The following is a 21242-nucleotide window of genomic DNA, read 5'->3' on the forward strand; positions in this document are numbered from 1 at the left end:
ACTGTTTTCAAGGGACTAGGCGCGTGCCTCACAAATTCAACAAAACCATCCGCTTGCTGGTCTTTTCAGGCCTGTTGGCAGCACTTTCTGGCTGTTTGCCAAGTGCGGGCAGCCAACAAGCTGACCCTGTTGTGGTCGAGAACCCGGTACTTTTTGTTAAGCGGCCACTGTTGTTTGATATCAATAGCGGAGCACTGATTGGGGACAATCTTGCCGATCCGTCGGGGTTTCGCCCAGGCGCCCGCTTGTTTGTGAAAGCCAGTGCATCCATTGACGCCCCCGCTTTTGATGTGTCTTCCCGGGCTTTTTCCGGTTCACAGTATCGCGATGATGCGGGCCGTTTGTTGTATGACGTAAAAGACCTGCATGTTTCCCACGATGGCAACCGTGCCCTGTTTGCCATGCGTGCACCGGAAATTGAAGGTGCCGATGAAGAAGATCAGCCCACCTGGAATATTTGGGAATACGATCGTGTAGCGGATGTGCTCCGCAGAATCATAACCTCTGACGTAACCGCCAAGGCCGGTCAAGACGTTGCTCCAGCCTACTTGCCAGACGGTCGCATAGTGTTCTCATCCACTCGCCAGCGGGCTTCCAAAGCCATTTTGCTGGACGAGGGAAAAGGGCAGTTTTCTGGCCTGGATGAAAACCGGAATGCACCTGCATTCGTTCTCCACACAATGGATGACGAAGGCGACAATATTCAGCAAATTACCTTTAACCAGAGTCACGACCTTGACCCGCTGGTCACCGATGAAGGGTTTATCGTGTTCAGCCGCTGGGATAACGCCGGCCAGACCAGTAATAATGGCGTCAATCTCTATCGGGTGAACCCGGACGGTACAGGGCTCAGCTACCTTTACGGCCGGCATTCCCACGACTCTGTTCCCGGAGCGCGCAATGTTCAGTACCTGAAAGCCCGGAAAACCGATTCAAACTCTGTACTGGTGCAATTGCGCCCGTTTGAGAGCAATGATTACGCTTCTGCACCGGCTGAGGTAGATATCAATAACTACGTGGAAGCTGGTTTACGCATTGACGGCGTGGCCGATGATGGCGGCCAGCGCCCACTGATTCCGGGCATCAGGCTGGATGGCGAGCTGTCTCTGAATGGTCGCTATGGTTCTGTTTCACCTCTTATGGATGGAACCGGCAGGTATCTGGTTAGTTGGACACCCTGTCGGCTCAGCGAAACGGCATCCGGTCGGATTGTGAACTGTACTGAAGAGCGTCTGGAATCTGATGCCTATGTGCCAGCACCGCCTGTGTACGGGCTCTGGTTACTGGATGTGGCAAATGGCACTCAGCGGCCGATTGTGGAGCCCTCAGAAGGTGAGCAGTTTGATGAAGCCATGCTGATGCGGGAGCGCTCTCTGGAAGATTTTATTCCTGACGACCAGCCCATGGGAGATGCCGCAACCCTGGCAGATGAAGGTTACGGCATTCTGCATATTCGCAGTGTTTACGACATGGATGGCGTAGATAGAGCGCCAAACGGTATTGCAGCAACGGCCGATCCCTTGCGTACAAGCGCAGAACAGCGCCCGGCGCGATTCCTGAGGCTTGAGAAGCCGGTTTCCATGCCCGATGAAAACGTGAAAGATTTTGATAACAGTGCCTTTGGCCGCAGCCGTGGGCAGCTAATGCGCGAAATTCTGGGGTATGTGCCCATAGAGCCCGATGGTTCGGTAAAGGTTGCTGTACCGGCCAACGTCGCCTTTGCGATCAGCGTGCTCGATGCCCAAGGCCGCAGAACCAGCGACCGCCACCAGAATTGGTTGTCGGTACGCCCTGGTGAGACTCTGGAATGCCAAGGTTGCCACGAATCTGGTTCACCTGTATCCCACGGCCGACGGGATGCTGGCCCAGAGCCAGTGTGGAGCGGAGCGAATACCACTGGGCAGCCTTTCCCGAATACAGATCCGGTTTTTTATCCGGATATGGGGGACACCATGGCTGAGGTTTATGCCCGGGTTAAGGACATTCGCCTGCCTCTACCAGATCCGATTTATTGGGCGGATGAGTGGGTAGATTTCGATGGTAGTGTTGAGGATCGGTCACTGGCTTATGAAAACCTTCAAACACCGCCGCCAGTTTCAGGTGCATGTGCAAATGCAGGTGCAGATGCCTGGACCGCAAACTGCCGTGCAGTGATCAACTACGAAACCCATATTCATCCGTTGTGGGGCCTGGACCGAAAAGTGGTCGATGGTGGTGGCGCGTTACTAGAGGATCACACCTGTACCAGGTGCCACAACATCGAAGTTCCTGTTGATCCGGATATAGATGTCTTTCTGGCTGCCGATCTGGATTTAACCGGCGGCCCTTCTGATGCCAACCCATCGCACTTCAAGTCCTACCGGGAGTTGCTGTTTCCAGACAACAAACAGGAATTAAACCCGGAGGGTGTTCTTGTTGATGAAATGGTCGATTCGGGGGAAGTCCTCAGGGACGAAGAGGGAGAATCTATCCTGGATGAAAGTGGCCACGAGCAACCAATATTTGTTCCGATACCTGTGCCTGCCAGCATGTCGGTCAATGGAGCAAGGGCCAGTATCCGGTTCAGTGAAGTGTTCAAAGCTGGAGGTACCCATGATGGCCGCCTCTCGCCCGCCGAACTACGCTTGATCGCTGAGTGGCTAGACATGGGCGCCCAGTACTACAACAACCCGTTTGACGCTCCAGACAATTAATCAGGACCTGACGCCACAACCATGCCCATTGTCATTCTGTTACTGATGCTCTGTTTACCCGGGATGACCTGGGCGGGCTGGCTGTGGGGCGACGATGAGCCGGAACAACGTGTGCAGGTCGTTGAGCCGTTTGTGGTCTGGCGTACTGGTCCTGCAGTGGGCTACCCGGTGTTTCATAGCAGCGAGAAAGGCGAATGGTTAACCCTGCTGCACCGCAAAACCGGCTGGATGAAAGTACGGGACAAGAAAGGCCGGGAAGGCTGGGTGGCTGTTGCCGCCATTGCACAAACTCAAGACGCAACCGGTGAAAACGTCAATCTCAGCGTGCCGGATATCAGGGCATTCAGCGATCGCAAGTTTGAAGCCGGAATTCTGATGGGTGAGTTTGAAGGCAGCCCCGTAACCGCAGGCTACGGAGGCTACTGGTTTACGCCTAACCTCGCCGCAGAATTGTGGGGCTCACAGGTACTGGGCAGCGCCTCGGAAATACTTATGGTGAACGCCAATATAGTCCACCAGCCGTTTCCCCACTGGAGAGTGTCACCGTATTTCACCCTTGGTGTAGGTCATATATGGGTAGATCCCAAAGCAACACTGGCTGTGCCAGAGGAGCGTGATAACACGGTAGGCCATGCTGGACTGGGACTGCGGGCTTATATCACCGAGCGTTACTTTATCCGGGCCGAGTTCAAGGACTACAAAGTCTTTACCAGCCGATCAACCAACGAAGAAGCGACAGAATGGAAAATCGGACTAAGCATCTTTTTCTGACCGGGTTTTGCCTGGCACAGGTCATGGCGTTTGCACCTCAGGTATTCGCGCAGGAGCGTGATGATCGGCCTTTGATCGAGCCTGATGTAAAACCTGTGCCAGTTAATGAGGCGCTGATCGATACTGAGAACTTCGAGATCGGCGCCTTTCTGGGCGTGATCAATATTGAAGATTTTGAGTCGTCGTTTATTTATGGCGGCAAGCTCACCTATCACCTGAGTGAAACCTTCTTTTTTGAGGCAGGAATAGGTTTTGCGGAAGGTGGCCAGACCAGTTTTGAAAACCTGGCGGGCAACGTGCAGGTGCTGACTGACAGTGAGCGTGAGTACCGCTATTACAACATCAATCTGGGCTATAACCTTCTGCCGGGCCAAGCATTTTTTAGCGAGAACTACGCATTTAATACCAATTTCTATCTGATTGCCGGCGCGGGCGCCACGGATTTTGGCGGCGATACCCGCTTTACCTTCAACGCTGGAGCAGGTTATCAGGTTTTACTCACAGACAGCCTTGCCATAGATATCGGCGTGCGCCAGCACTACTACCGCATCGATGTGGTCGGTGCCGAGAAAACCTCCATGAACACTGAAATCCGTACCGGATTGTCGGTGTTTTTCTGAACACAGGAGCCATTTGAATGAACAACCCGGTTACAACCATAGCTCTGGCCCTTGCTTTATCCGGCGCTGCAATGAGCGTACAGGCAGATGCCATCAATGTTCCGGCTCCGGACTTCACTCTGGAGAGCCGAACGGGAGACAACATCCGGTTGGAAGATCACCGCGGTGAGGTGGTCATGCTCAATTTTTGGGCCTCCTGGTGCGGCCCCTGCCGTCAGGAAATGCCTCTGATGGATGACATTTACAGCCGCTACCAGGATTTGGGCTTCACCATCCTTGCGGTGAATGTGGATGAGAACCGCGATGAGGCTTTGCGTTTTCTGGAAAAGGTGCCGGTGGATTATCCCATTTTGTACGATCCGGAAAGCTCGGTGAGCAAGCTTTACGAGGTGCCGGCCATGCCCACAACCGTGATGATCGATCGCGATGGCAACGCCCGCTACATTCATTACGGCTACAAGCCGGGCTACGAAGTTGAGTACGAAGCCCAGATAAGAGAACTGGTGCGAGAGTGATTCCCGAGCGGGTAAGCGATATGCGCAAACTGACCATCATCGCGCCGTTGTTATTGGCGCTGCTGCTTTCAGCAACGGCTGGGTGCAGCTCTGTCGAGCCCTGGGTTAAACCTTATGAGAGGGATCGCTTGGCGGACCCGATCATGAGCCTGAGTCGTCATGGCAAAGCAGATTCCTACATCAACCACGTGTATCAGGCGAGGGAGTCTGCCCGCGGGGCGGAAGGTGGCGCAGGAGGTGGCTGTGGTTGTAACTGAGCGCGCTCCTGTGGCCTGGCTGTTCCTCCTGTTAATGGTGGTGTCTTCGTTCGCCCATTCAGCAACCTTGCCAGTGGATAACGTGGACTTGTTCTATCACCGGTACGACGGCGGCGGCATGGTGATTGATGGCCCTGTAGTGCTTGCGCGTAAAAGTGTTGGGCCACAGGTGTCTGTATCCGGGCAATATTACGTGGATATGGTATCGGCGGCCTCGGTCGATGTTTTGGCCACTGCCAGCGCTTATAAAGAAGAGCGTACCGAATACACGCTGGGCGTTGATTACCTGTATGACCGGGCGATTATGAGTCTGGGGTTTACCAACAGTTCAGAAAACGATTACGAAGCCAGTACCCTGTATTTCGCTGTGAGCCAGGAGTTCTTTGGTGGAATGTCCACTGTCACCCTTGGGTATGCGGCCGGCTGGGATGAGGTTGGCAAGCTTGGTAATGACAACTTCAGTGAAGATGCAGATCGCCGAAACTACCAGTTAGGGTTTAGCCAGGTGCTAACCCGTAACTTGCTGGTTGGGCTTGATCTGGAAGTGGTCACAGACGAAGGCTTCCTGCAGAACCCCTACCGCCAGAACCGCTATCTTGACCCCAATGATGCCACTGCCTATCTGTACCAGCCTGAGCGTTATCCTGAAACCCGCACCAGTACCGCGGTGGCCGCTCGAGCCATGTACCACCTGCCGTATCGAGCCTCTATCCGGGGTGAATATCGATACTTCTCAGACACCTGGGGTATTAACGCACACACAGTGCAACTGGGTTACGTGCACGCACTGAATCAACATTGGTCGCTGGAGGGTTCGGTGCGCTACTACACCCAGGGCGAGGCGGATTTCTACAGCGACCTATACGCCTATGAAAACTCACAGACCCATCTGGCGAGAGACAAAGAAATGAGTTCTCTCTCGGGTACAACCCTGGGAGCGGGCGCAGTCTATGAATGGAAGCAGACATCCTTACCCGGCATCAAGCGGCTCCAGGTCAGCCTGCTGCTGGATTGGCTGAATTTCGATTATGACAACTTCCGGGATGTCACCGCTCCGGGCAATTATCTGCCGGGCCAGGAGCCGCTTTATTCATTCGATGCGCTGGTGACCCGCGCATCGCTGATTCTCGAATACTGAGTTTGCAGGAAACCTGACTATGACGGATTCACTGAAGACCTTGGCTACCGGCCTGCTGGCTGCATTCATGTTGCTCATGAGTGGGAGCCTGCTTGCGCAAACGGACCCGGCAGAAGACAGCAAAGCGGTCGCAGAACGGGTTCAGGATCTCAAAAAGAAAGTGATTCGCCTGAATCGGGATCTTTTCATTCTGGAAGAAGACTTGCTGTTCCCGGCCAGCACACAGTTTGCGGTGTTTCTCAGCGTTGATACGGGCAAGTTTCTACAACTGGATGCCGTAAAGCTGAAGGTGAACGGCGATATTGTCGCCTCCCATCTTTATACAGAGCGTCAGGCCACAGCCCTTGAAAGGGGCGGTATGCAACGCTTGTTTATAGGCAATCTGAAAACCGGCACCCACGAAGTGACGGCATTCGTGGAAGGCATTGGGCCGAACAATCGCGCCTACAAACAGGCCGCTACCCTGTCGTTTGAAAAGGGTACAGACACAGCCGCACTGGAGATTCGTATTGAGGATCGCTCGTCCGATTACCAACCCATGGTTTCCATTGTGGAGTGGGAGTGAAACGGCCCGTGGCATTCAGCTCAAAGCCGAATAAACCCGGACCAGGCAGACGCCTGGTTGCGGTAGCCGCCGGCTGCTTGGCGCTATTGCTCACTGCGCCAATTGCCAGTGCCGAGGATTCGCCAGAGCGGGCTAAAGATCCTGCCTATGGTTGGGTGCTTTACAACTACCACCAAGGCGAGGCGTTAGAGGCGCTCACTCTGCTGGATGTGGCTCGGGAGCGCGGTGGAATCAGAGGGCACGGCGATTATCCGGAGCTGGTCGAAGGCGGGCTAATGCTCTCTTACGGCATGACTCGCGAAGCCCGTGAGCTCTTTATCCGATTGCTTGAAGATGAACACGGCCGCTCCCGCGTCACCCTTGCACCTGAAGTGCGCAGCCAGGCCTGGTTTTATCTGGGCAAGGTTTTTTACCTTGAAGGTGATTACCAACTGGCCTACGAAAATCTTCAGCGGGTTGATTCTAGCGTGCTGGAGGAAGCCGACTCAGAGTTATACGCAGAATGGCGTTACCTCAGAGCGCAACTGGCCATGATGTCTGAGGGGTTCCGCGGTGATCCGGACGAACAGACCGGGGGGCAGCATTCTGGCCCTTGGGCACACTACCTGAACTACAACCTGGCCATGGCCGAGATTGCCGACGATGATTTCACGGCAGCAGAACAAAGCCTGCGAGAACTCATTGAGGCTATGCAGCGCAAGGCACCCAAAGACGAACTGATTTCCGAGCACCAGGCCTTGCTTGATAAAAGCCGGCTCTCCCTTGCCCGTCTATATCTCAGAGATGCCAGGTTTGATGAGGCGTTAGTGCTGCTCGGAGCCATGCCTTTGGATGGTGTGTTTGCTGACCGAGCTCTATTTGATTATGCCGTCGCGGCTGCTGGTCAGGGCGAGATGCAAAGGGCATTGGACGCGCTGGATGCACTCTCCCAAAGAGAATTGTTTTTACCCTGGAGAGAGCAGGTTCCCTACGCTCGTGGCTATGTGCTCGAACAGATGAACCAGCCACGTGAGGCCTTGCAAGCATTTACCCAGGCCGCAGAACACTACGAAAACCGCGGTGAAGAGCTGACTGCAGCCCGGCAAGCACTGACCGAAGAAAGCCTCATGGCACGTTTGAATTTTCTTCGGGACAGCGATGAGATTATTACCGACTCCTACGGCCGCCTTAGGGTAACGCCTGCTGATTTCGGGCTTTCTGAAGTGCTCGCAACGGAACCATTCCAGCAGGCTCTGGGGGAACTCAATGAGCTTTGCCGGATGCAAGCATTGCTGGCGCAGCGGGAACAACAGCTCGGCACCTTTGAAACCATGCTGGAAACCCGCCGGGTGCAACGAGCGCGCCGAAGCCAGGAAGCAGGTATTGAACTAGAGCAGCAACAGCCGGATGAGTGGATAGAAGCCCAGAATGCGTTTCGGGCAAACATTGAGGCCGCCCTTGCCGAAGAAGATGCTGAATTCTTCATGACAACGGAACAGAAAGCCTTGAAAGCCCGATTGGGCAAGGTCGCGGCTACGCTTGCTCAGCTCCCGGACGACCAGCGCACAGCCCGGCAGCGAAAAAAGTACCAGAGAATGAAGGCCTACTTCGACTGGAGTGTCGCTAACGATTACGGTGTAAACCGCTGGGCCGCGCAGAAGCAGCTTCGTGAGCTGAGTTCGGAAATGGAGCAGCTTCAAACCCAGCGATCAGATATAGAGCAGTTGATGGCAGGCGACAGCGAACATGAGGAGCTGGCGAGTCGGCTTGCCAATAACGCCGCCGAGGTCCAGTCGCTTAAAGTACAAGTAGATGAAGCCTTGGCTCAGGCGCGGAATATTCTCATTAGCCGGTTGGATAATGCGCTGGAACAACAGAGCAATGAACTGCGGCGTTACCGGGTGGCATCTCGCCATGCACAGGCGCGGCTGGCGGACCAGTTGTTCAGGGCAGGCAAGAGCACGGAGGCCGCAAATGATTAAACGGCCCCGCAACACGAACGGTGATGGGCTGGACACTTTCGCGGGTGTGACCCGTGCGCTGGTGCCAGTGCTGCTTGCCCTGTTGGTTAGTGGTTGCCAATCGCTGGGGTGGGGGCAGGGTGGTGGAGTAATGCCCGCAGCCCGGCCAGGTACTCTTGCGTCTTTGAGCCCTGTTAGCCGGGAACGTGAAGCCGATCTCCCAGAGATTGAAGCTGGTGCTGAGGCCGTTTCTCTCGAATCTGTGATGCACAGCTACCGTGAGTTACTGCCATTGGTGGATGACCCCATCAAACAGGTCACCATTCGGCACCGCCTGGCAGATCTCGAGTTCGCCCGGGCCGAGCGCTTGATGACAGATACCGCAGAGGATGACCTTTCCGGCGCTATCGATGCATATACCGGTTTGCTGGCAGAGTACCCGGAGCGTGCGGGCAATGACCAGATTTACTACCAGTTAGCCCGAGCCTGGGAAATGCGGGGCATGACGGATGAACAGTTAGCAGTCCTGGATACCCTGGTAACACAGTATCCGGGCTCAGCTTACTGGGTAGAAGCCCAATTCCGGCGGGCAGATATTCTGTTTATCAATGGCCGCTACCCGGAAGCGGAACAGGCATTTCATGAGGTTACTCTTGCGGCCAAGGAGCGCAACGCCGATCCGTCCTTCTTGATGAACGCTCAATACATGAAGGGGTGGAGCCAATTCAAGCAGGGGGACTACCAACAGGCGCTATTCAGTTACATTGAAGTGCTGGATCTGATCATGCCGGTTGAACAGGCCGCAGAGGCGCCAGAGCAGCGCTATCAAACACTTACGGAAGACTTGTTCCGGGTTATGGGGCTTTCACTGTCCTATCTTGATGGCGCTCAAACCCTGCAAGCTCTTTTCAGGGAAACCGGAAGCCGGCCCTATGAAATTCTGGTTTACGATCGCTACAGCACATTGTTAATTGGCCGTGAGCGCTACAGCGACGCTGTAGCTGTGTTTGATGCCTATATCGAAGACCACCCGGATAGCCCCTGGGCGCCCAGCTATCACATGCGAGCGATTGATACCCTGGAACTTGCCGGTTTCGACAAGGCTATTCCGGTTCGAAAAGCCGCATTCATAGAAAATTATGGCATCTATAGCCGCTACTGGCCGGAGACGAATCTAGAAACCCTGGCCTACATTGAAGTTCAGCTTGAAATTCTCCTGCCCGAATTGGCTGATCGCCATTATCTTTTAGCCGGGGAGGCGCGAAGGGACCAGCAAAGCCTGAATGCGGACCAACACTACCGCCAGGCAGCCGCCTATTATTCCGAGTTTGCGGCGACTTTCCCGAATCACCCCCGCACACCTGAGCGCTTGTTCCTGCTGGGGGAAACCTATGTGGAACTTCAGCAATGGCCAGATGCTATCGATGCATTTGAGCGTGTTGCCTATGATTTCCCGGCAGCTGGAACAGTACCGGAGAGGGCGTCTGAAGCAGGATATGCCTCAGTGCTGGCATTCCGCGAGTACGCAGGCACCTGGATGAATGAAACCACTGAAGATCTCTTCGCGCTGCAGGAAATGCAGCAACTGAACCGACTAAGGTTTGCGAACGCATACCCCGAAGACCCGCGTGCGCCAGATGTCTACTACATTGCACTGCAGCGGGAATATGACCAGCAGAATCTTGAAGAAGTGATTCCTATGGCCAGCCGCCTGGTTACCTGGCAGCCAGCGGCAGACCCCGCCCTGGTCACCGAAGCCTTGTTGCTTGCGGGCCACAGTCTGTTTGAGCTTGCACGCTATGGCGAGGCCGAACAGTCCTACCGCGACGCCCTTTCCATGATGCCCCCCGAAGACCAACGGCGGCCCGGCGTACAGGAAAACATGGCGGCCTCGGTATTCCGCCAGGCAGAGCAGTTTGCGCAAGCAGGCGATACAGATACCGCCGTTAGCGAGTACCTGCGGGTAGGTTTTGTCGCGCCTGCCTCCGCACTGAACGCCAATGCCCAATACGATGCGGCATCGCTGCTGGTAAGCTCCGCACGATGGGGCGAGGCGATTAGTGTGTTGACAGGTTTCCGGGCAGATTTCCCCGGGCATGAGCTAGCCGATACGGTGCCCGCAAAACTGGCGTTCGCCTATCGGGAAACAGAACAGTGGGAGAAAGCCGGCGATGAGCTTAATCTCATGGTGGCCATGGCGACCACGCCAGAGGAACGCCGGCAAAACCTGCAGATTGCGGCAGAATTATATGATCGGGCAGGCAACGACACCAAGGCAATTGATACTTGGCGCCAGTACGCAAACCGGCACCCTGAACCGGCTGACGTCTATATGGAAGCAGCCAACCGCTTGAGCGAGCTATACGCAGCCCAGGGCGACATCGAGCGACGTAATTACTGGCTGAACCGGCAGATGGATAAAGTGGATGACAACCCCGGGGCTGCCGATGACCGCATGCGCTATCTGGCGGCGTCTGCCTCCGCAATCCTGGCGCGGGATGCACTGGCCCGCTACGACAGTATCCGCCTGACCTTGCCCCTGAATAAAAGCATGGTGGCCAAAACCAATGCCCTTGAGACAGCCGTGCGCGCTTATCAGAAAACCGCCAGCTACGGGATTTCATCGTTTGCCACGGAGGCGGGCTATCAGATCGCCCATATATACAGTCGTCTGGGCGCAGACTTGATGGATTCGGAACGCCCGCAAGGGCTCAGCCAGCTGGAACTTTCTCAATACGAATTATTGCTGGAAGAGCAGGCCTACCCATTCGAAGACAATGCCATTGATATCCATGAACAAAATATCCGCAGAGCCCGTGAAGGCATCTTTGATGAGTGGGTGAAACGCAGCTATGAATCCTTACGTCGCCTGCTCCCGGGCCGCTACAACAAACCCGAAGTCACTGCCGGAGTTGTCCATGATCTGGGTTAAAAAGCTGAACCCGGCGCTTATGTTGCTTCTGCTGCTCACGGGCTGTGCGGTAGGGCCGGAGCGCACAACTGCATTGGATGATGCCGCCGTTACAGCTGAATCGGAGGCACGTCTTCAGGAGGCTTTTTCGGAAGCGGTTGTGTTAATGGAAAACGGCGACCTTGAAGAGGCCAGATCCCGCTTTGAGAAAATGACAGCGGAGCATCCGGAACGAAGTGGCCCCATTGCCAACCTGGGGCTGTTGGCGATGCAGTCCGGTGATATGGAGCTTGCCCGCGTGCGGTTTGAGCAGGTTCTCGCTCTGAACCCCAAGCACCCGGTGGCGAACAACCACCTTGGCGTTATCGCCCGTAACGCTGGTGATTTCTCCTTGGCTGAAAAGCGTTACCGCGAGGCTCTGGCTGCCAACCCCGAGTATTTGCCCGCACTCCTTAATCTGGCGTTTTTACTGGACATATACCTGGGCCAGCCAGCCCAGGCGTTGCCGCTGTACGAACAGTACAAAGAGCGTGCAGAAGAGCCGGATCCGAGAGTGAAAGACTGGATATTCGATGCAAAAAACAGAATCTGACGCGAGGCGAAACGCATGAAAACTATTTTCAGAATCCTTCTGCTGGCAGCCTCGCCAATGCTCTGCATGCAGCCTGCTCAGGCGCAGGACTCAGGGATAGTAACCATTGAGGGCACCCGAATTCGGGGTGATCAGGAGGTGCCGACAGTGATGTACCTGGTGCCCTGGCAGCCCCCGGAAGTGGACGAACTCAGAGCGCCCGATGAGCAACTGTTGGTGGAGCAGGCCTTTACCCCTATGGATCGATACGAATTTCAACGGCTTGTCCGTTACCATGATGCCTTCAAGGCTGAGCAGCATGCCTTGGAAAATGCAGTGACAACACCTTGAAGGCACAGTGAAAATCGCCTGGCAGTGAGATGTGCGTCACAGTATTTCTGTGTTCGAGTGCAAACTACAACAAACCGCAACACAGACCCCCGAAAACTTAACCCCTTTGAAGTAGCCTAGCGCTTAGACTGTTCCCAAACTGAACCATGGAGTGCCTAAAAAATGATCGATACCGCCGTTCGCTTTTTTCAGGAAGGTGGCTTTTTTATGTTTCCGATCGCCATTGTGCTGATCATCGGACTCATAGTAGCCATTGAGCGATACGTATACCTGTCTGCGCAAAAGATCACTAATCGCAGGGATTTCAATCGTCTGCACCAGATGATTGCGAAAAAAGATTTCAAGGGCGCGCTTAATTACGCTCAGGAGTCCGGTACGGGCATGTCCACCATGATCGGTTACGGCCTTCAGCGGCTGGCACGTCGACAGGGCCGTGAAGACATCGAGTACGCTATGGAAGAAGGGTTGCTGGATGTAATGCCGCGCCTTGAAAAGCGCACCCAGTACCTTGCAACGCTTGCCAATATCGCAACACTGCTTGGTCTGTTGGGAACCATCATCGGCCTGATCGCAGCCTTTACTGCTGTTGCCGCTGCAGACCCCGCGCAAAAAGCCAGCCTGCTTTCACAGAGTATTTCTGTGGCCATGAACACCACCGCATTTGGTCTTATGTCAGCTATTCCCATGCTGTTGGTTCATTCCGTTCTGCAGACCAAGACCAACGAAATTGTAGACAGCTTTGAAATGGCCGGTATCAAAGTACTTAACCTGCTCAGCGATGGTTCAGGATCTCGCCCTGGTGTTCAGTCCCAGGCGCAATCCGTGTCATCTTCTGCTCCGGCAGCAGCGTCGGCCTGATAATCAGCTAAAGGATCTCGGGCTATGAGACGGAAACATCGTCGATTACAGAGCGAACCGGATCTCGATATCACGCCATTCATGAACCTCATGATTGTGCTGGTGCCGGTGCTGCTTTTGAACATGGTGTTTGCACACACCAGCGTGCTTGAACTCAACTTTCCCACTGGCGAAAGTCTTGCGTCAGAGCAGGTTGAAGAGCTGCAAATACAGGTGGTTATCCACGCGGATAGCCTGGTTGTTGCAGACAATCAGGGCGGCGTTATCAAGAGTATCGACCAGAAAGGAGGCGAGCACGATTTCGCTGTTCTTAAAGATGTCATGAAAGAGCTTAAAAGCCGTATTCCCGAGAAAAAGGACGTGATTATCATGCCTTCCCGGGAAACGTCGTATCAGGTGTTGGTCAGTGTTATGGATACGGTGCGGTCCTACGATGCGGTTGTTGCAGGCAACCTGGTAGAGGCGGAGCTGTTTCCGGAGATTTCTTTGGGCGATGCCCCTGTAGAGAGCACTGAAGACGCAGAAAGGGCAGGGGGGCAGTCATGAAAGAATCAGCAAAAGCCCGCCGCCAGAAGCGCCATCACAGGCGTAACAATAACCAGAGCAAGATGAATCTGGTATCGTTGATGGACATCTTCACGATTCTGGTGTTCTTCCTGATGGTTAACTCTTCGTCTGATGTGCAGGTACTAAACCAGAGCAGCACCATCAAACTGCCGGATTCCTCTGCCTCGCAACCACCGGGAGATGTGCTCGCGCTCACCGTAACCGACCAGGATATCCTGGTAAACGGGCGTTTGGTCATCAAGCGGGAGGCATTGCAGGCACTTGAAGGGCAGATTGAGCCGGGTTTGAAGCAGGAGCTGGACTATCAGGCCAGCCGATCAGGCCAGCCAGCCCCGGAAGCCGGGCGAGCGATTACTATTCTGGCTGATCGGGAACTGCCTTACGATTTGCTCAAAAAGATCATGTCTACCTGTGTGGATGCGGGATACGCCAGCATATCTCTGGCGGTTAACCAGCAGACAAAAGAGGGAGCCGGAGCATGACCCAGCGTTCGACTCAGAGCATGTCAGAAGATCGGTACGGATTGCCGTGGAGTGGTGAGCGCGGGGAGCGCAGGCGACTGCTTTCCATTGCGCTGGTTGTAGCGCCCCTGTTTGTGATCTTTGCCGGTTATGTGAGCTGGATCGAGTTGCCAGAAAAGGATCGGCAGGAGCGTGAAGCTCTGCCACCCCAACTGGCGAAGCTGGTTATTGAGAAAAAAGAACCACCCAAGCCGGTTGTGCCCGAGCCAAAGCCGGAGCCCGAACCAAAAGCTGAAATAGAGCCGGAAGAAAAGCCGGTTGAAGTGGCTAAGCCGGAACCCAAGCCTGAGCCAAAGCCCCAGCTGCTGCCGCCCAAGCCTGAGGTAAAGGAAACTCCAAAGCCTGAAGCCGTCGCCAAGGCCCGCGAAAAAGCAAAGAACACAGGCATTCTGGCCATGGGCAACGAGCTTGCAAAGCTCAACACACTGGCCAGTTCCATCAAGCTTGATGCACCGGTGACCCGGACAGCTGAACCCATTGCGCGGAAAACAGAGGACACCCTGGCCGCGAGAGCCACGGCCAATGCACGCAGTGCTGGTGTGAGCGATGCCGTGCTTGAGCGGGAAAGTCGTCAGGTTGCATTGGTGGAGCGTGAGAGGGCAGAAGTGGCAGACGCGACCCGCGTCGCTGAAGCCAAAGAAGTTGTGCGGCGTGAAAAGCAGGAAACTGCTTCCCGGACACGCAGCAAAGAAGAGCTCAGGCGCACCATGGATGCAAATAAATCCGCCATCTATAGCATCTACAATCGTGAACTTCGCCGTAAGCCTTCGTTGCAGGGCAGTATTACGCCCGAGTTAGTGATTGAGTCCAGTGGCGCTGTGTCTCGTTGTTCAGTGGTTGAATCGACACTGGGTGAGCCAGGTTTGGAGAACAAAATCTGTAATCGCCTGTTGCTGGTAGATTTTGGATCCAGGCCGGGGGTAGACAGAACAACGATTCGCTATCCGATTCAGCTGCTGTCCAGCTGAGGGCTTTTCGTTAAGCCCCCTGCTCTGGAGCAGCAGCTTTTTTCAATATGCGCCTGATGTCCCCGTTACCCAGCGGCTTCTGCCGCTTTCACCCGGACATAACTTCCCGGTGCATCTTCAAGTATGGCGAGCTTGCCATCTCCCGGCACTCGAGCGGCAACCGGCTCGCCAGCATACTGTTGTAGCCATTCCAGCCAATGTGGCCACCAGGATCCCGGGTGTTGTTTGGCATTTTCAAGCCACTCATCGGGACTCTTGCTCATCGTATCGTTGGTCCAGTAGCCATACTTTTCTTTGTATGGCGGGTTGATGACCCCGGCAATGTGGCCTGAACCAGACAATACGAACCGAACATCACCACCATGAACCAGCGCACCTTTATAGGTCGTTTTCCACTTGGCGATGTGATCCTGTCGTGCTGAAAGAAAGAACGACGGCACATCGATTTCGCCCAGGTTGATCGTTTCCCCCGCGAAGGTAAGCGCATCGGGCTCTACAAGCCGATTGTTGAAGTACATTTCCCGCAGATAGAAACTGTGCATTTTCGCGGGCAGGTTGGTGCCATCTGTATTCCAGTACAGCAGGTCAAAGGCAGCAGGTTTTTTTCCTTTGAGATAATTGTTTGTCCAGAACGACCAGAATAGCTCGTTTTCCCGTAGCAGATTGAAAGTAAATGCCATGGCGCGGCCGTCGAGATAACCTTTGCGTTCCAGCATGCGCTCAATACCACGGATCGAATGCTCGTTAATGAACACGCCAATGCCACCCGGGTCAGAGAAATCCAACAGGCTGGTCAGGTAGGTCGCACTGACTACAGGATCCCTCCCTTTTTTCTTTAGCCAGGCAAGGGTTGATGCCAGAAGCGTTCCACCGATGCAGTAACCTATGAGGTTCATCTTCTCTTCGCCGGTGGCTGCAGTTACGGCATCCATGGCGGCCAGCGGGCCTTCAAGCATATAGTCGTCCCAGCCTTTGTCTCTCATCTCCGGCCCCGGGTTGCGCCATGAGATAACGAAAACTGTCTGACCCTGGTTAACCAGCCACTGTATAAACGAGTTTCTGGCCGTCAGGTCCAGAATGTAAAACTTGTTAATCCATGGCGGTACAATGAGCAGAGGCCGCTTGCTAGCGCTTTCTGTAGTCGCGTTGTATTGAATAAGCTGAATCAGGTCGTTCTGAAATACGACTTTGCCGGGTGTTGTCGCCAGATTGCCGCCCACCTCGAACGCTGAACGATCCGTCATGCCGACATTGAACAGGGACGGGTTTTGGCGAAAATCCTCAACAAGCTGCTTTGCGCCGTCGACCAGGTTCATTCCCTTTCGCTCCCAGGTTATTTTCAGAACCTCCGGGTTTGTTGCCACAAAATTTGAAGGAGAAAGAGCACTGGTGAGCTGGCGGGCATAGAACAGCATCTGATCTCGGGCTGCAGGAGGCAAGCCTTCCATACTTTCTACCCAGCTCAGAAAAGCCCGGGAGTTAATCAGATAGGATTGGTGCAGGACATCAAATGGCAGGTGTTTGTGCCATTCCTCTGCGTTGAAACGCCGGTCGTCCGGATCTGCCTGAGCAACCTGCTCTTTTTCACGCCCGGTCAGCCGGGCCAGTGTGTAGCCTCCGAGGGCTGCATGTTTGCGAGCAAGATCCAGTTCCGCGCCCACAAAACGCAGCGGGTGCAGAAGCAGGTCTTCTGCCATGGCCCTGTAGGCATCTGACATCTCTGCCAGAGTGGAGAGTTTGGCAGCATCCATAACACCAGAATCCCCAAGCAGCTTTTCAAGTTGCTGCTGGCCTTCGCGAACCTTTGTCTCAAAGGTGTTGACAAGCCTAGAGGTTGTTTTTCCAAGCAGATCCAGACCCAGCATGACGCTCTCCTACTTTTGGGTTTCAGGCGTTTCTTCCGGCTCGCCAGATATGGCCTTCTGCATCGCTTCGCGAGCTTCCGTCAGGTAGCTCTGCCAATCCTTCAGGTCTTGGGTTGCCTGTTCGCTGATGGACTTCAGGGTTTCCGCCTGGTCACTTGTTACCGTTTTAAGGTCTTCTATACTGCGAACTTCCGATACCTTTTTCGCCTGTTCCATGGTTACATCGGCGTACCTGCGGAACGCGTTCATCTGCATTTCTGCAGCTTTGCTGAACTGTTCAAAAAGGGCCTGGTTAAGGCGCGTGGCTTTATCAAACATGTCGTTATTCATATACAGCTCCTTTGCATTTGTATTGGGTTCACTCCTATTGTGCTCTGACCAGCATGTCACAATCATGACGGACATCAATTCAGCGTTAGGCTTATAATTCAGAATGGCATTTAAATAATGAACCGCAAGCCTGAATGTCCGGATTGCCTGCCGGACAGTCGCTGTGCGGAATTTCATACCCTTATAAAAACCAATTTTGAGACGGAGTGGCGTCACATGGGGTGTTTGTATGCTTGACCAACAATCGACAACAGAGAACTTGCAGGGCTACCCCATAAGCCAGCTGGTTGGTCTGCTAGTCGGTGCCGGATTTCTCCTGATGACAGTGGCTTTGCCGCCGCCAGAGTCCATGACAGTGGAAGCCTGGTCGGCATTAGGGCTCATGTTGCTTATGGCAACCTGGTGGTCAACGGAAGCTATCCCGATACCGGCCACTGCTCTGCTGCCGATTGTATTGGTGCCAGGATTGGGGTTGGGGAGTATTTCGCAGGCGACATCGCCTTACGCACATCCGATCATTTTTCTGTTCCTTGGTGGCTTTACCCTGGGCCTTGCAATGCAGCGCTGGGAGCTCCATCGCCGCATTGCGCTGATGACGCTGAGAGCGGTTGGCAACGAGCCGAAGCGGCAGGTCGCAGGTTTCATGTTGGCAACAGCGTTCCTGAGTATGTGGGTCAGCAATACAGCAACGGCCATAATGATGCTCCCCATCGGTCTGTCAGTCATTAGCATGATGGGCAACGGTCAGCCGGAGAATGTTCAGCGCTATGCTACGGCGCTACTGCTCGCTATTGCCTATTCCGCCAGTGTCGGTGGTATTGCCACACTTATAGGAACGCCGCCTAATGCGCTGCTGGCGGCCTATTTGAGCGAGACTCAGGGAGTGTCAGTCGGGTTTGCTCAATGGATGCTCCTTGGTGTCCCGGTTGCGACGGTTATGTTAGCTCTGATCTGGTGGTGGCTCACGCGGCACGATTTTGGCCTGGTCGCGCAAGAAGGAGCGGGTGAGGCCATACGTGATGAGCTTGCGGCACTCGGCAAGATGAGCCGTGGTGAAAAGCTGGTGGCTGTAGTGTTTGTTCTCACAGCAAGTGCATGGATATTCAGGCCGCTTCTTTCGGCTAGCATCATGCCCTGGTTGACCGATACGGGCATTGCCATATCAGCCGCCATTGCCATGTTCATTATTCCGGTTTCTGTGCGGCAGCAGACGTTTGTACTCGATTGGGATGCAGCCAAAGGGATACCATGGGGCGTTCTTCTGCTGTTTGGTGGCGGCCTTGCCATGGCTGGCGTTATCAGTAGTTCCGGTCTGGCCAGCTGGATTGCTGAATCTATGGGGGTCGCAAGTGCCTTGCCCTTGATTGTTATGATCACGCTGGTCGTCGCAGTAATCATTTTTCTTACGGAAGTAACAAGCAACACGGCAACGACTGCTGCCTTCCTGCCACTTTTGGGGGCACTGGCGCTTTCCCAGGAGATATCGCCGTTGTTGCTGACCATTCCAGCAGCGATTGCCGCCAGTTGCGCCTTCATGATGCCTGTGGCCACACCGCCCAATGCAATTGTGTTCTCAAGTGGGGACATGAAAATAGGGGATATGATCCGTGCCGGGTTTGCACTGAACATCATCGGAATTGTGGTTGTTACCCTGCTGTGTTACCTGCTTATGGATTTTGTTTTCACCATCTGACCAACGTGCGGGTGCAGCTTGTCTTGCGCCCGCACTCCTGCATACCTGGCCCCGTAACGGGAGCAGCTTCTCTGTTTTGCCAATAGCCTTGCGATAGCGCGCCGTTGCAGCGCCAGATTTGAGGCACAGTTATCTTTAAACTCTCCGCTATTTCGGTATCTTGCCGTAACAATATGTAATCCAATAAATATCATGGATAACAAAAACAGGGATTTCGTCTGACATGCTGCTTGTGCTCGCTGGATCCATTCTTACATTCGCCATAGTGCAGGAAGCAACTGTGGTTGAGCCCTATGAAAAGGGTGCGGTTGTTATCGAGCAAAAGGTCGATTCCAGCCCGGTGGAGCTGCTCACGGAGTTTCGGGTTGAGCCGCTGGTCGAGCAGAAATTCCGCAATATTGTGCGTCAGGCATACGACTACAGTTGTGGCAGTGCCGCCTTGACCACCATTTTAAACTTCTATCTTGGGCGCAATCTTTCGGAGCGCCAAGTGATGGAGGGGCTGCTGCACTATGGCGAAAGTGATCGCATCGTTGCACGCCGGGCCTTCTCCATGCTTGACATGAAGCGTTTGGTGACAGCCCTGGGTTATCCATCTGGTGGTTTCCGTGCCACGATCGACGATCTGATTGACCTCGACCACCCGGCTATCGTTCCTATCCATCATGCGGGTTTCAAGCATTTTGTTGTGCTCAGAACCATTCGTGATGGCCGTGTGTATATGGCTGATCCAGCAGTAGGCAACCTGTCATTCACGCTCGCACAATTCGAAGAGAAATGGGACGACAATGTGCTTTTTATCGTTTTCCCGGGTAGTGACAAACCACTGGATAACCTTGAGCTCAAAGAAGAAGATCTGCGTTTTGTAGATGATCAAACCATGACATTGCTGGCACTTGAGCGCATGCCTGAGTTTTATGAGGCTACAGCCAGACGTATTCAGAACATGCTTGAACGGCAGAAAAACAATCCGGACGGCAGTGTAGAAAACACAAGAAAACAGTTGCACTACCGTCGCAATTAACATTTGTCGGGCACGGTGCCCGGCTCAGGACTACTACCAATAAAAATTAAGGGAGTCAGGATGAATCGTTGGTTTGTGCGAGGTCTTATCCTTGTTTCCGCGGCGGGTTTGCTTCCGGGCACAGCCCTGGCGCAGGACGACAATGTAGGCCAGGCGAGGGATGCGCTCGCAAAGCAGGAGGGCGATGAGGATTCGTCGCGGCAGCTTGAAGAAGTGTTTCAGGCCGCTGAGAAAAACTACTCCTTGCAGAAAAAAGGCAGTCATTCCCTTAACTATTCGTTTGACTATTCCTATACGGCTGATCAGCGTCTGGATCTTGCGATTACAAACGGATCGGTACGTAACCTCGATGTGGTCCCTTCGGCAACCCACAACTTCACCAACTCGTTTTCCTATGATTACGGGCTGTTGGACAACTTCACGGTGGGCACACGGATTCCTCTGGTCGTAAAATACGACACCCAGGATGAACTGAACACCTACGATTTTGGTGATATTTCCTTTACTGGTCGCTGGCAGCCTTTTGCCTATGTACCGGGCAAGATGTCGACCACCCTGTTTGGTACCTTCAGTACTAAAACGGGCGTTAGTCCTTATGAAATCGATATAAACGAACAGCTTTCAACCGGCAGCGGCTATTACTCTATTGGTGGTGGCGCAAGCTTGTCGAAAGTGCTTGATCCGGTTGTTGTGTTCGGGTCCGTCAGTGTTACCTACAACCTGCCTGAAGATGATCTGCAGCAGGTTCGTGGTGCGCGACTGCTTCAGGAAGTTGAGCCAGGCTTCAGTCTTTCCGGTTCCGCCGGATTTGCTTATTCGCTTTCTTATGACATTTCTCTAAGCATCTCTGCTCAGATGAGCTATAGCGATGAGACCATCCTTACTTTCTCCAATGGTGACCAGGCAATGGCGCAGGACCAGATGAGCGGTTTCCTGAGTATGTCGCTGGGAACCCGTGTCAGCGATACCACAATAGTGAACACCAGCGTTGGTATTGGTCTGACTGAGGATGCCCCGGATTTCTCCCTGGGCGTGTCCCTACCCATTAACTTCTCCGGCCTCAAAGAGTGATTGGTGCCGCTGA

20 protein-coding genes are annotated in these 21242 nt (G+C 54.1%); 18 read left to right on the plus strand and 2 right to left on the minus strand.

Annotated elements, in window-relative coordinates; translation table 11 throughout:
• The first annotated feature begins 23 nt into the window (after nucleotides 1–23).
• The 15 genes from RKA07_RS06490 (at nucleotide 24) to RKA07_RS06560 (ending at nucleotide 15246) form a co-directional block, all read left to right on the plus strand.
• Entirely contained in the window at nucleotides 24–2693 is a 2670-nt protein-coding gene (locus RKA07_RS06490; protein ID WP_310965907.1) for an HzsA-related protein, read from the plus strand.
• 21 nt (nucleotides 2694–2714) lie between these two features.
• Entirely contained in the window at nucleotides 2715–3464 is a 750-nt protein-coding gene (locus tag RKA07_RS06495) for an SH3 domain-containing protein (protein ID WP_200200990.1), read from the plus strand.
• The gene (locus RKA07_RS06500; protein ID WP_310965909.1) at nucleotides 3434–4084 is read left to right on the plus strand and encodes an outer membrane beta-barrel domain-containing protein; all 651 of its coding nucleotides are present in this window, start codon (nucleotides 3434–3436) and stop codon (nucleotides 4082–4084) included. Before RKA07_RS06495 ends, RKA07_RS06500 begins: the two co-directional genes overlap by 31 nt.
• A 17-nt stretch (nucleotides 4085–4101) precedes the next feature.
• Nucleotides 4102–4599, plus strand: coding sequence for a TlpA disulfide reductase family protein (locus RKA07_RS06505; protein ID WP_200369376.1), 498 nt, complete (start codon nucleotides 4102–4104; stop codon nucleotides 4597–4599).
• Between the two features lie 20 nt (nucleotides 4600–4619).
• Nucleotides 4620–4856 (plus strand): DUF4266 domain-containing protein, encoded by a 237-nt coding sequence (locus RKA07_RS06510; protein ID WP_100639784.1) that lies wholly within the window; start codon nucleotides 4620–4622, stop codon nucleotides 4854–4856.
• Nucleotides 4843–5994 carry a DUF3570 domain-containing protein gene (locus tag RKA07_RS06515; RefSeq protein ID WP_435404610.1) on the plus strand — a complete coding sequence of 384 codons (1152 nt, stop codon included), beginning with the start codon at nucleotides 4843–4845 and terminating at the stop codon, nucleotides 5992–5994. Before RKA07_RS06510 ends, RKA07_RS06515 begins: the two co-directional genes overlap by 14 nt.
• Before the next feature lie 19 nt (nucleotides 5995–6013).
• A complete protein-coding gene (locus RKA07_RS06520; RefSeq protein WP_310965910.1) occupies nucleotides 6014–6559 on the plus strand; it encodes an AraC family transcriptional regulator in 546 nt (181 codons plus the stop codon).
• 8 nt (nucleotides 6560–6567) lie between these two features.
• Nucleotides 6568–8520 carry a tetratricopeptide repeat protein gene (locus RKA07_RS06525; RefSeq protein ID WP_310965911.1) on the plus strand — a complete coding sequence of 651 codons (1953 nt, stop codon included), beginning with the start codon at nucleotides 6568–6570 and terminating at the stop codon, nucleotides 8518–8520.
• On the plus strand, nucleotides 8513–11431 hold the full coding sequence (locus RKA07_RS06530) for a tetratricopeptide repeat protein (RefSeq protein WP_310965912.1): 2919 nt from the start codon (nucleotides 8513–8515) through the stop codon (nucleotides 11429–11431). The genes RKA07_RS06525 and RKA07_RS06530 overlap by 8 nt, the downstream gene beginning before the upstream one ends.
• A complete protein-coding gene (locus RKA07_RS06535; protein ID WP_227714585.1) occupies nucleotides 11418–12002 on the plus strand; it encodes a tetratricopeptide repeat protein in 585 nt (194 codons plus the stop codon). Before RKA07_RS06530 ends, RKA07_RS06535 begins: the two co-directional genes overlap by 14 nt.
• Nucleotides 12003–12017: 15 nt before the next feature.
• Nucleotides 12018–12332: a hypothetical protein gene (locus tag RKA07_RS06540; RefSeq protein WP_200369380.1), complete on the plus strand. Its 315-nt coding sequence runs from the start codon at nucleotides 12018–12020 to the stop codon at nucleotides 12330–12332.
• A 162-nt stretch (nucleotides 12333–12494) separates the two neighbouring features.
• Nucleotides 12495–13190, plus strand: a complete 696-nt coding sequence (locus tag RKA07_RS06545; protein ID WP_200200983.1) for a MotA/TolQ/ExbB proton channel family protein — start codon at nucleotides 12495–12497, stop codon at nucleotides 13188–13190.
• 24 nt (nucleotides 13191–13214) lie between these two features.
• Entirely contained in the window at nucleotides 13215–13736 is a 522-nt protein-coding gene (locus RKA07_RS06550) for an ExbD/TolR family protein (protein ID WP_200200982.1), read from the plus strand.
• On the plus strand, nucleotides 13733–14239 hold the full coding sequence (locus tag RKA07_RS06555; protein WP_200200981.1) for an ExbD/TolR family protein: 507 nt from the start codon (nucleotides 13733–13735) through the stop codon (nucleotides 14237–14239). Before RKA07_RS06550 ends, RKA07_RS06555 begins: the two co-directional genes overlap by 4 nt.
• Nucleotides 14236–15246, plus strand: a complete 1011-nt coding sequence (locus RKA07_RS06560) for an AgmX/PglI C-terminal domain-containing protein (RefSeq protein WP_227715072.1) — start codon at nucleotides 14236–14238, stop codon at nucleotides 15244–15246. The genes RKA07_RS06555 and RKA07_RS06560 overlap by 4 nt, the downstream gene beginning before the upstream one ends.
• Before the next feature lie 65 nt (nucleotides 15247–15311).
• Here the strand turns inward: RKA07_RS06560 and RKA07_RS06565 are convergent, their stop codons facing one another.
• Both RKA07_RS06565 and RKA07_RS06570 read right to left on the minus strand, forming a co-directional pair.
• Nucleotides 15312–17111, minus strand: a complete 1800-nt coding sequence (locus tag RKA07_RS06565; protein ID WP_310965913.1) for a PHA/PHB synthase family protein — start codon at nucleotides 17109–17111, stop codon at nucleotides 15312–15314.
• Between the two features lie 9 nt (nucleotides 17112–17120).
• Nucleotides 17121–17441, minus strand: a complete 321-nt coding sequence (locus RKA07_RS06570; RefSeq protein ID WP_200200979.1) for a phasin family protein — start codon at nucleotides 17439–17441, stop codon at nucleotides 17121–17123.
• Nucleotides 17442–17670: 229 nt separating this feature from the next.
• Here RKA07_RS06570 and RKA07_RS06575 point away from each other — a divergent pair, with 229 nt between their 5' ends.
• The 3 genes from RKA07_RS06575 to RKA07_RS06585 all read left to right on the plus strand — a co-directional run bounded on the left by RKA07_RS06575 (nucleotide 17671) and on the right by RKA07_RS06585 (nucleotide 21229).
• Nucleotides 17671–19134 (plus strand): SLC13 family permease, encoded by a 1464-nt coding sequence (locus tag RKA07_RS06575; protein WP_200200978.1) that lies wholly within the window; start codon nucleotides 17671–17673, stop codon nucleotides 19132–19134.
• Between the two features lie 223 nt (nucleotides 19135–19357).
• The gene (locus RKA07_RS06580; protein ID WP_200200977.1) at nucleotides 19358–20158 is read left to right on the plus strand and encodes a C39 family peptidase; all 801 of its coding nucleotides are present in this window, start codon (nucleotides 19358–19360) and stop codon (nucleotides 20156–20158) included.
• A gap of 60 nt (nucleotides 20159–20218) precedes the next feature.
• Nucleotides 20219–21229 (plus strand): transporter, encoded by a 1011-nt coding sequence (locus RKA07_RS06585; protein WP_200200976.1) that lies wholly within the window; start codon nucleotides 20219–20221, stop codon nucleotides 21227–21229.
• Nucleotides 21230–21242: the final 13 nt, after the last annotated feature.

Source organism: Marinobacter xiaoshiensis, from assembly GCF_031631795.1.
GTDB classification, from domain to species: Bacteria; Pseudomonadota; Gammaproteobacteria; order Pseudomonadales; family Oleiphilaceae; genus Marinobacter; species Marinobacter xiaoshiensis.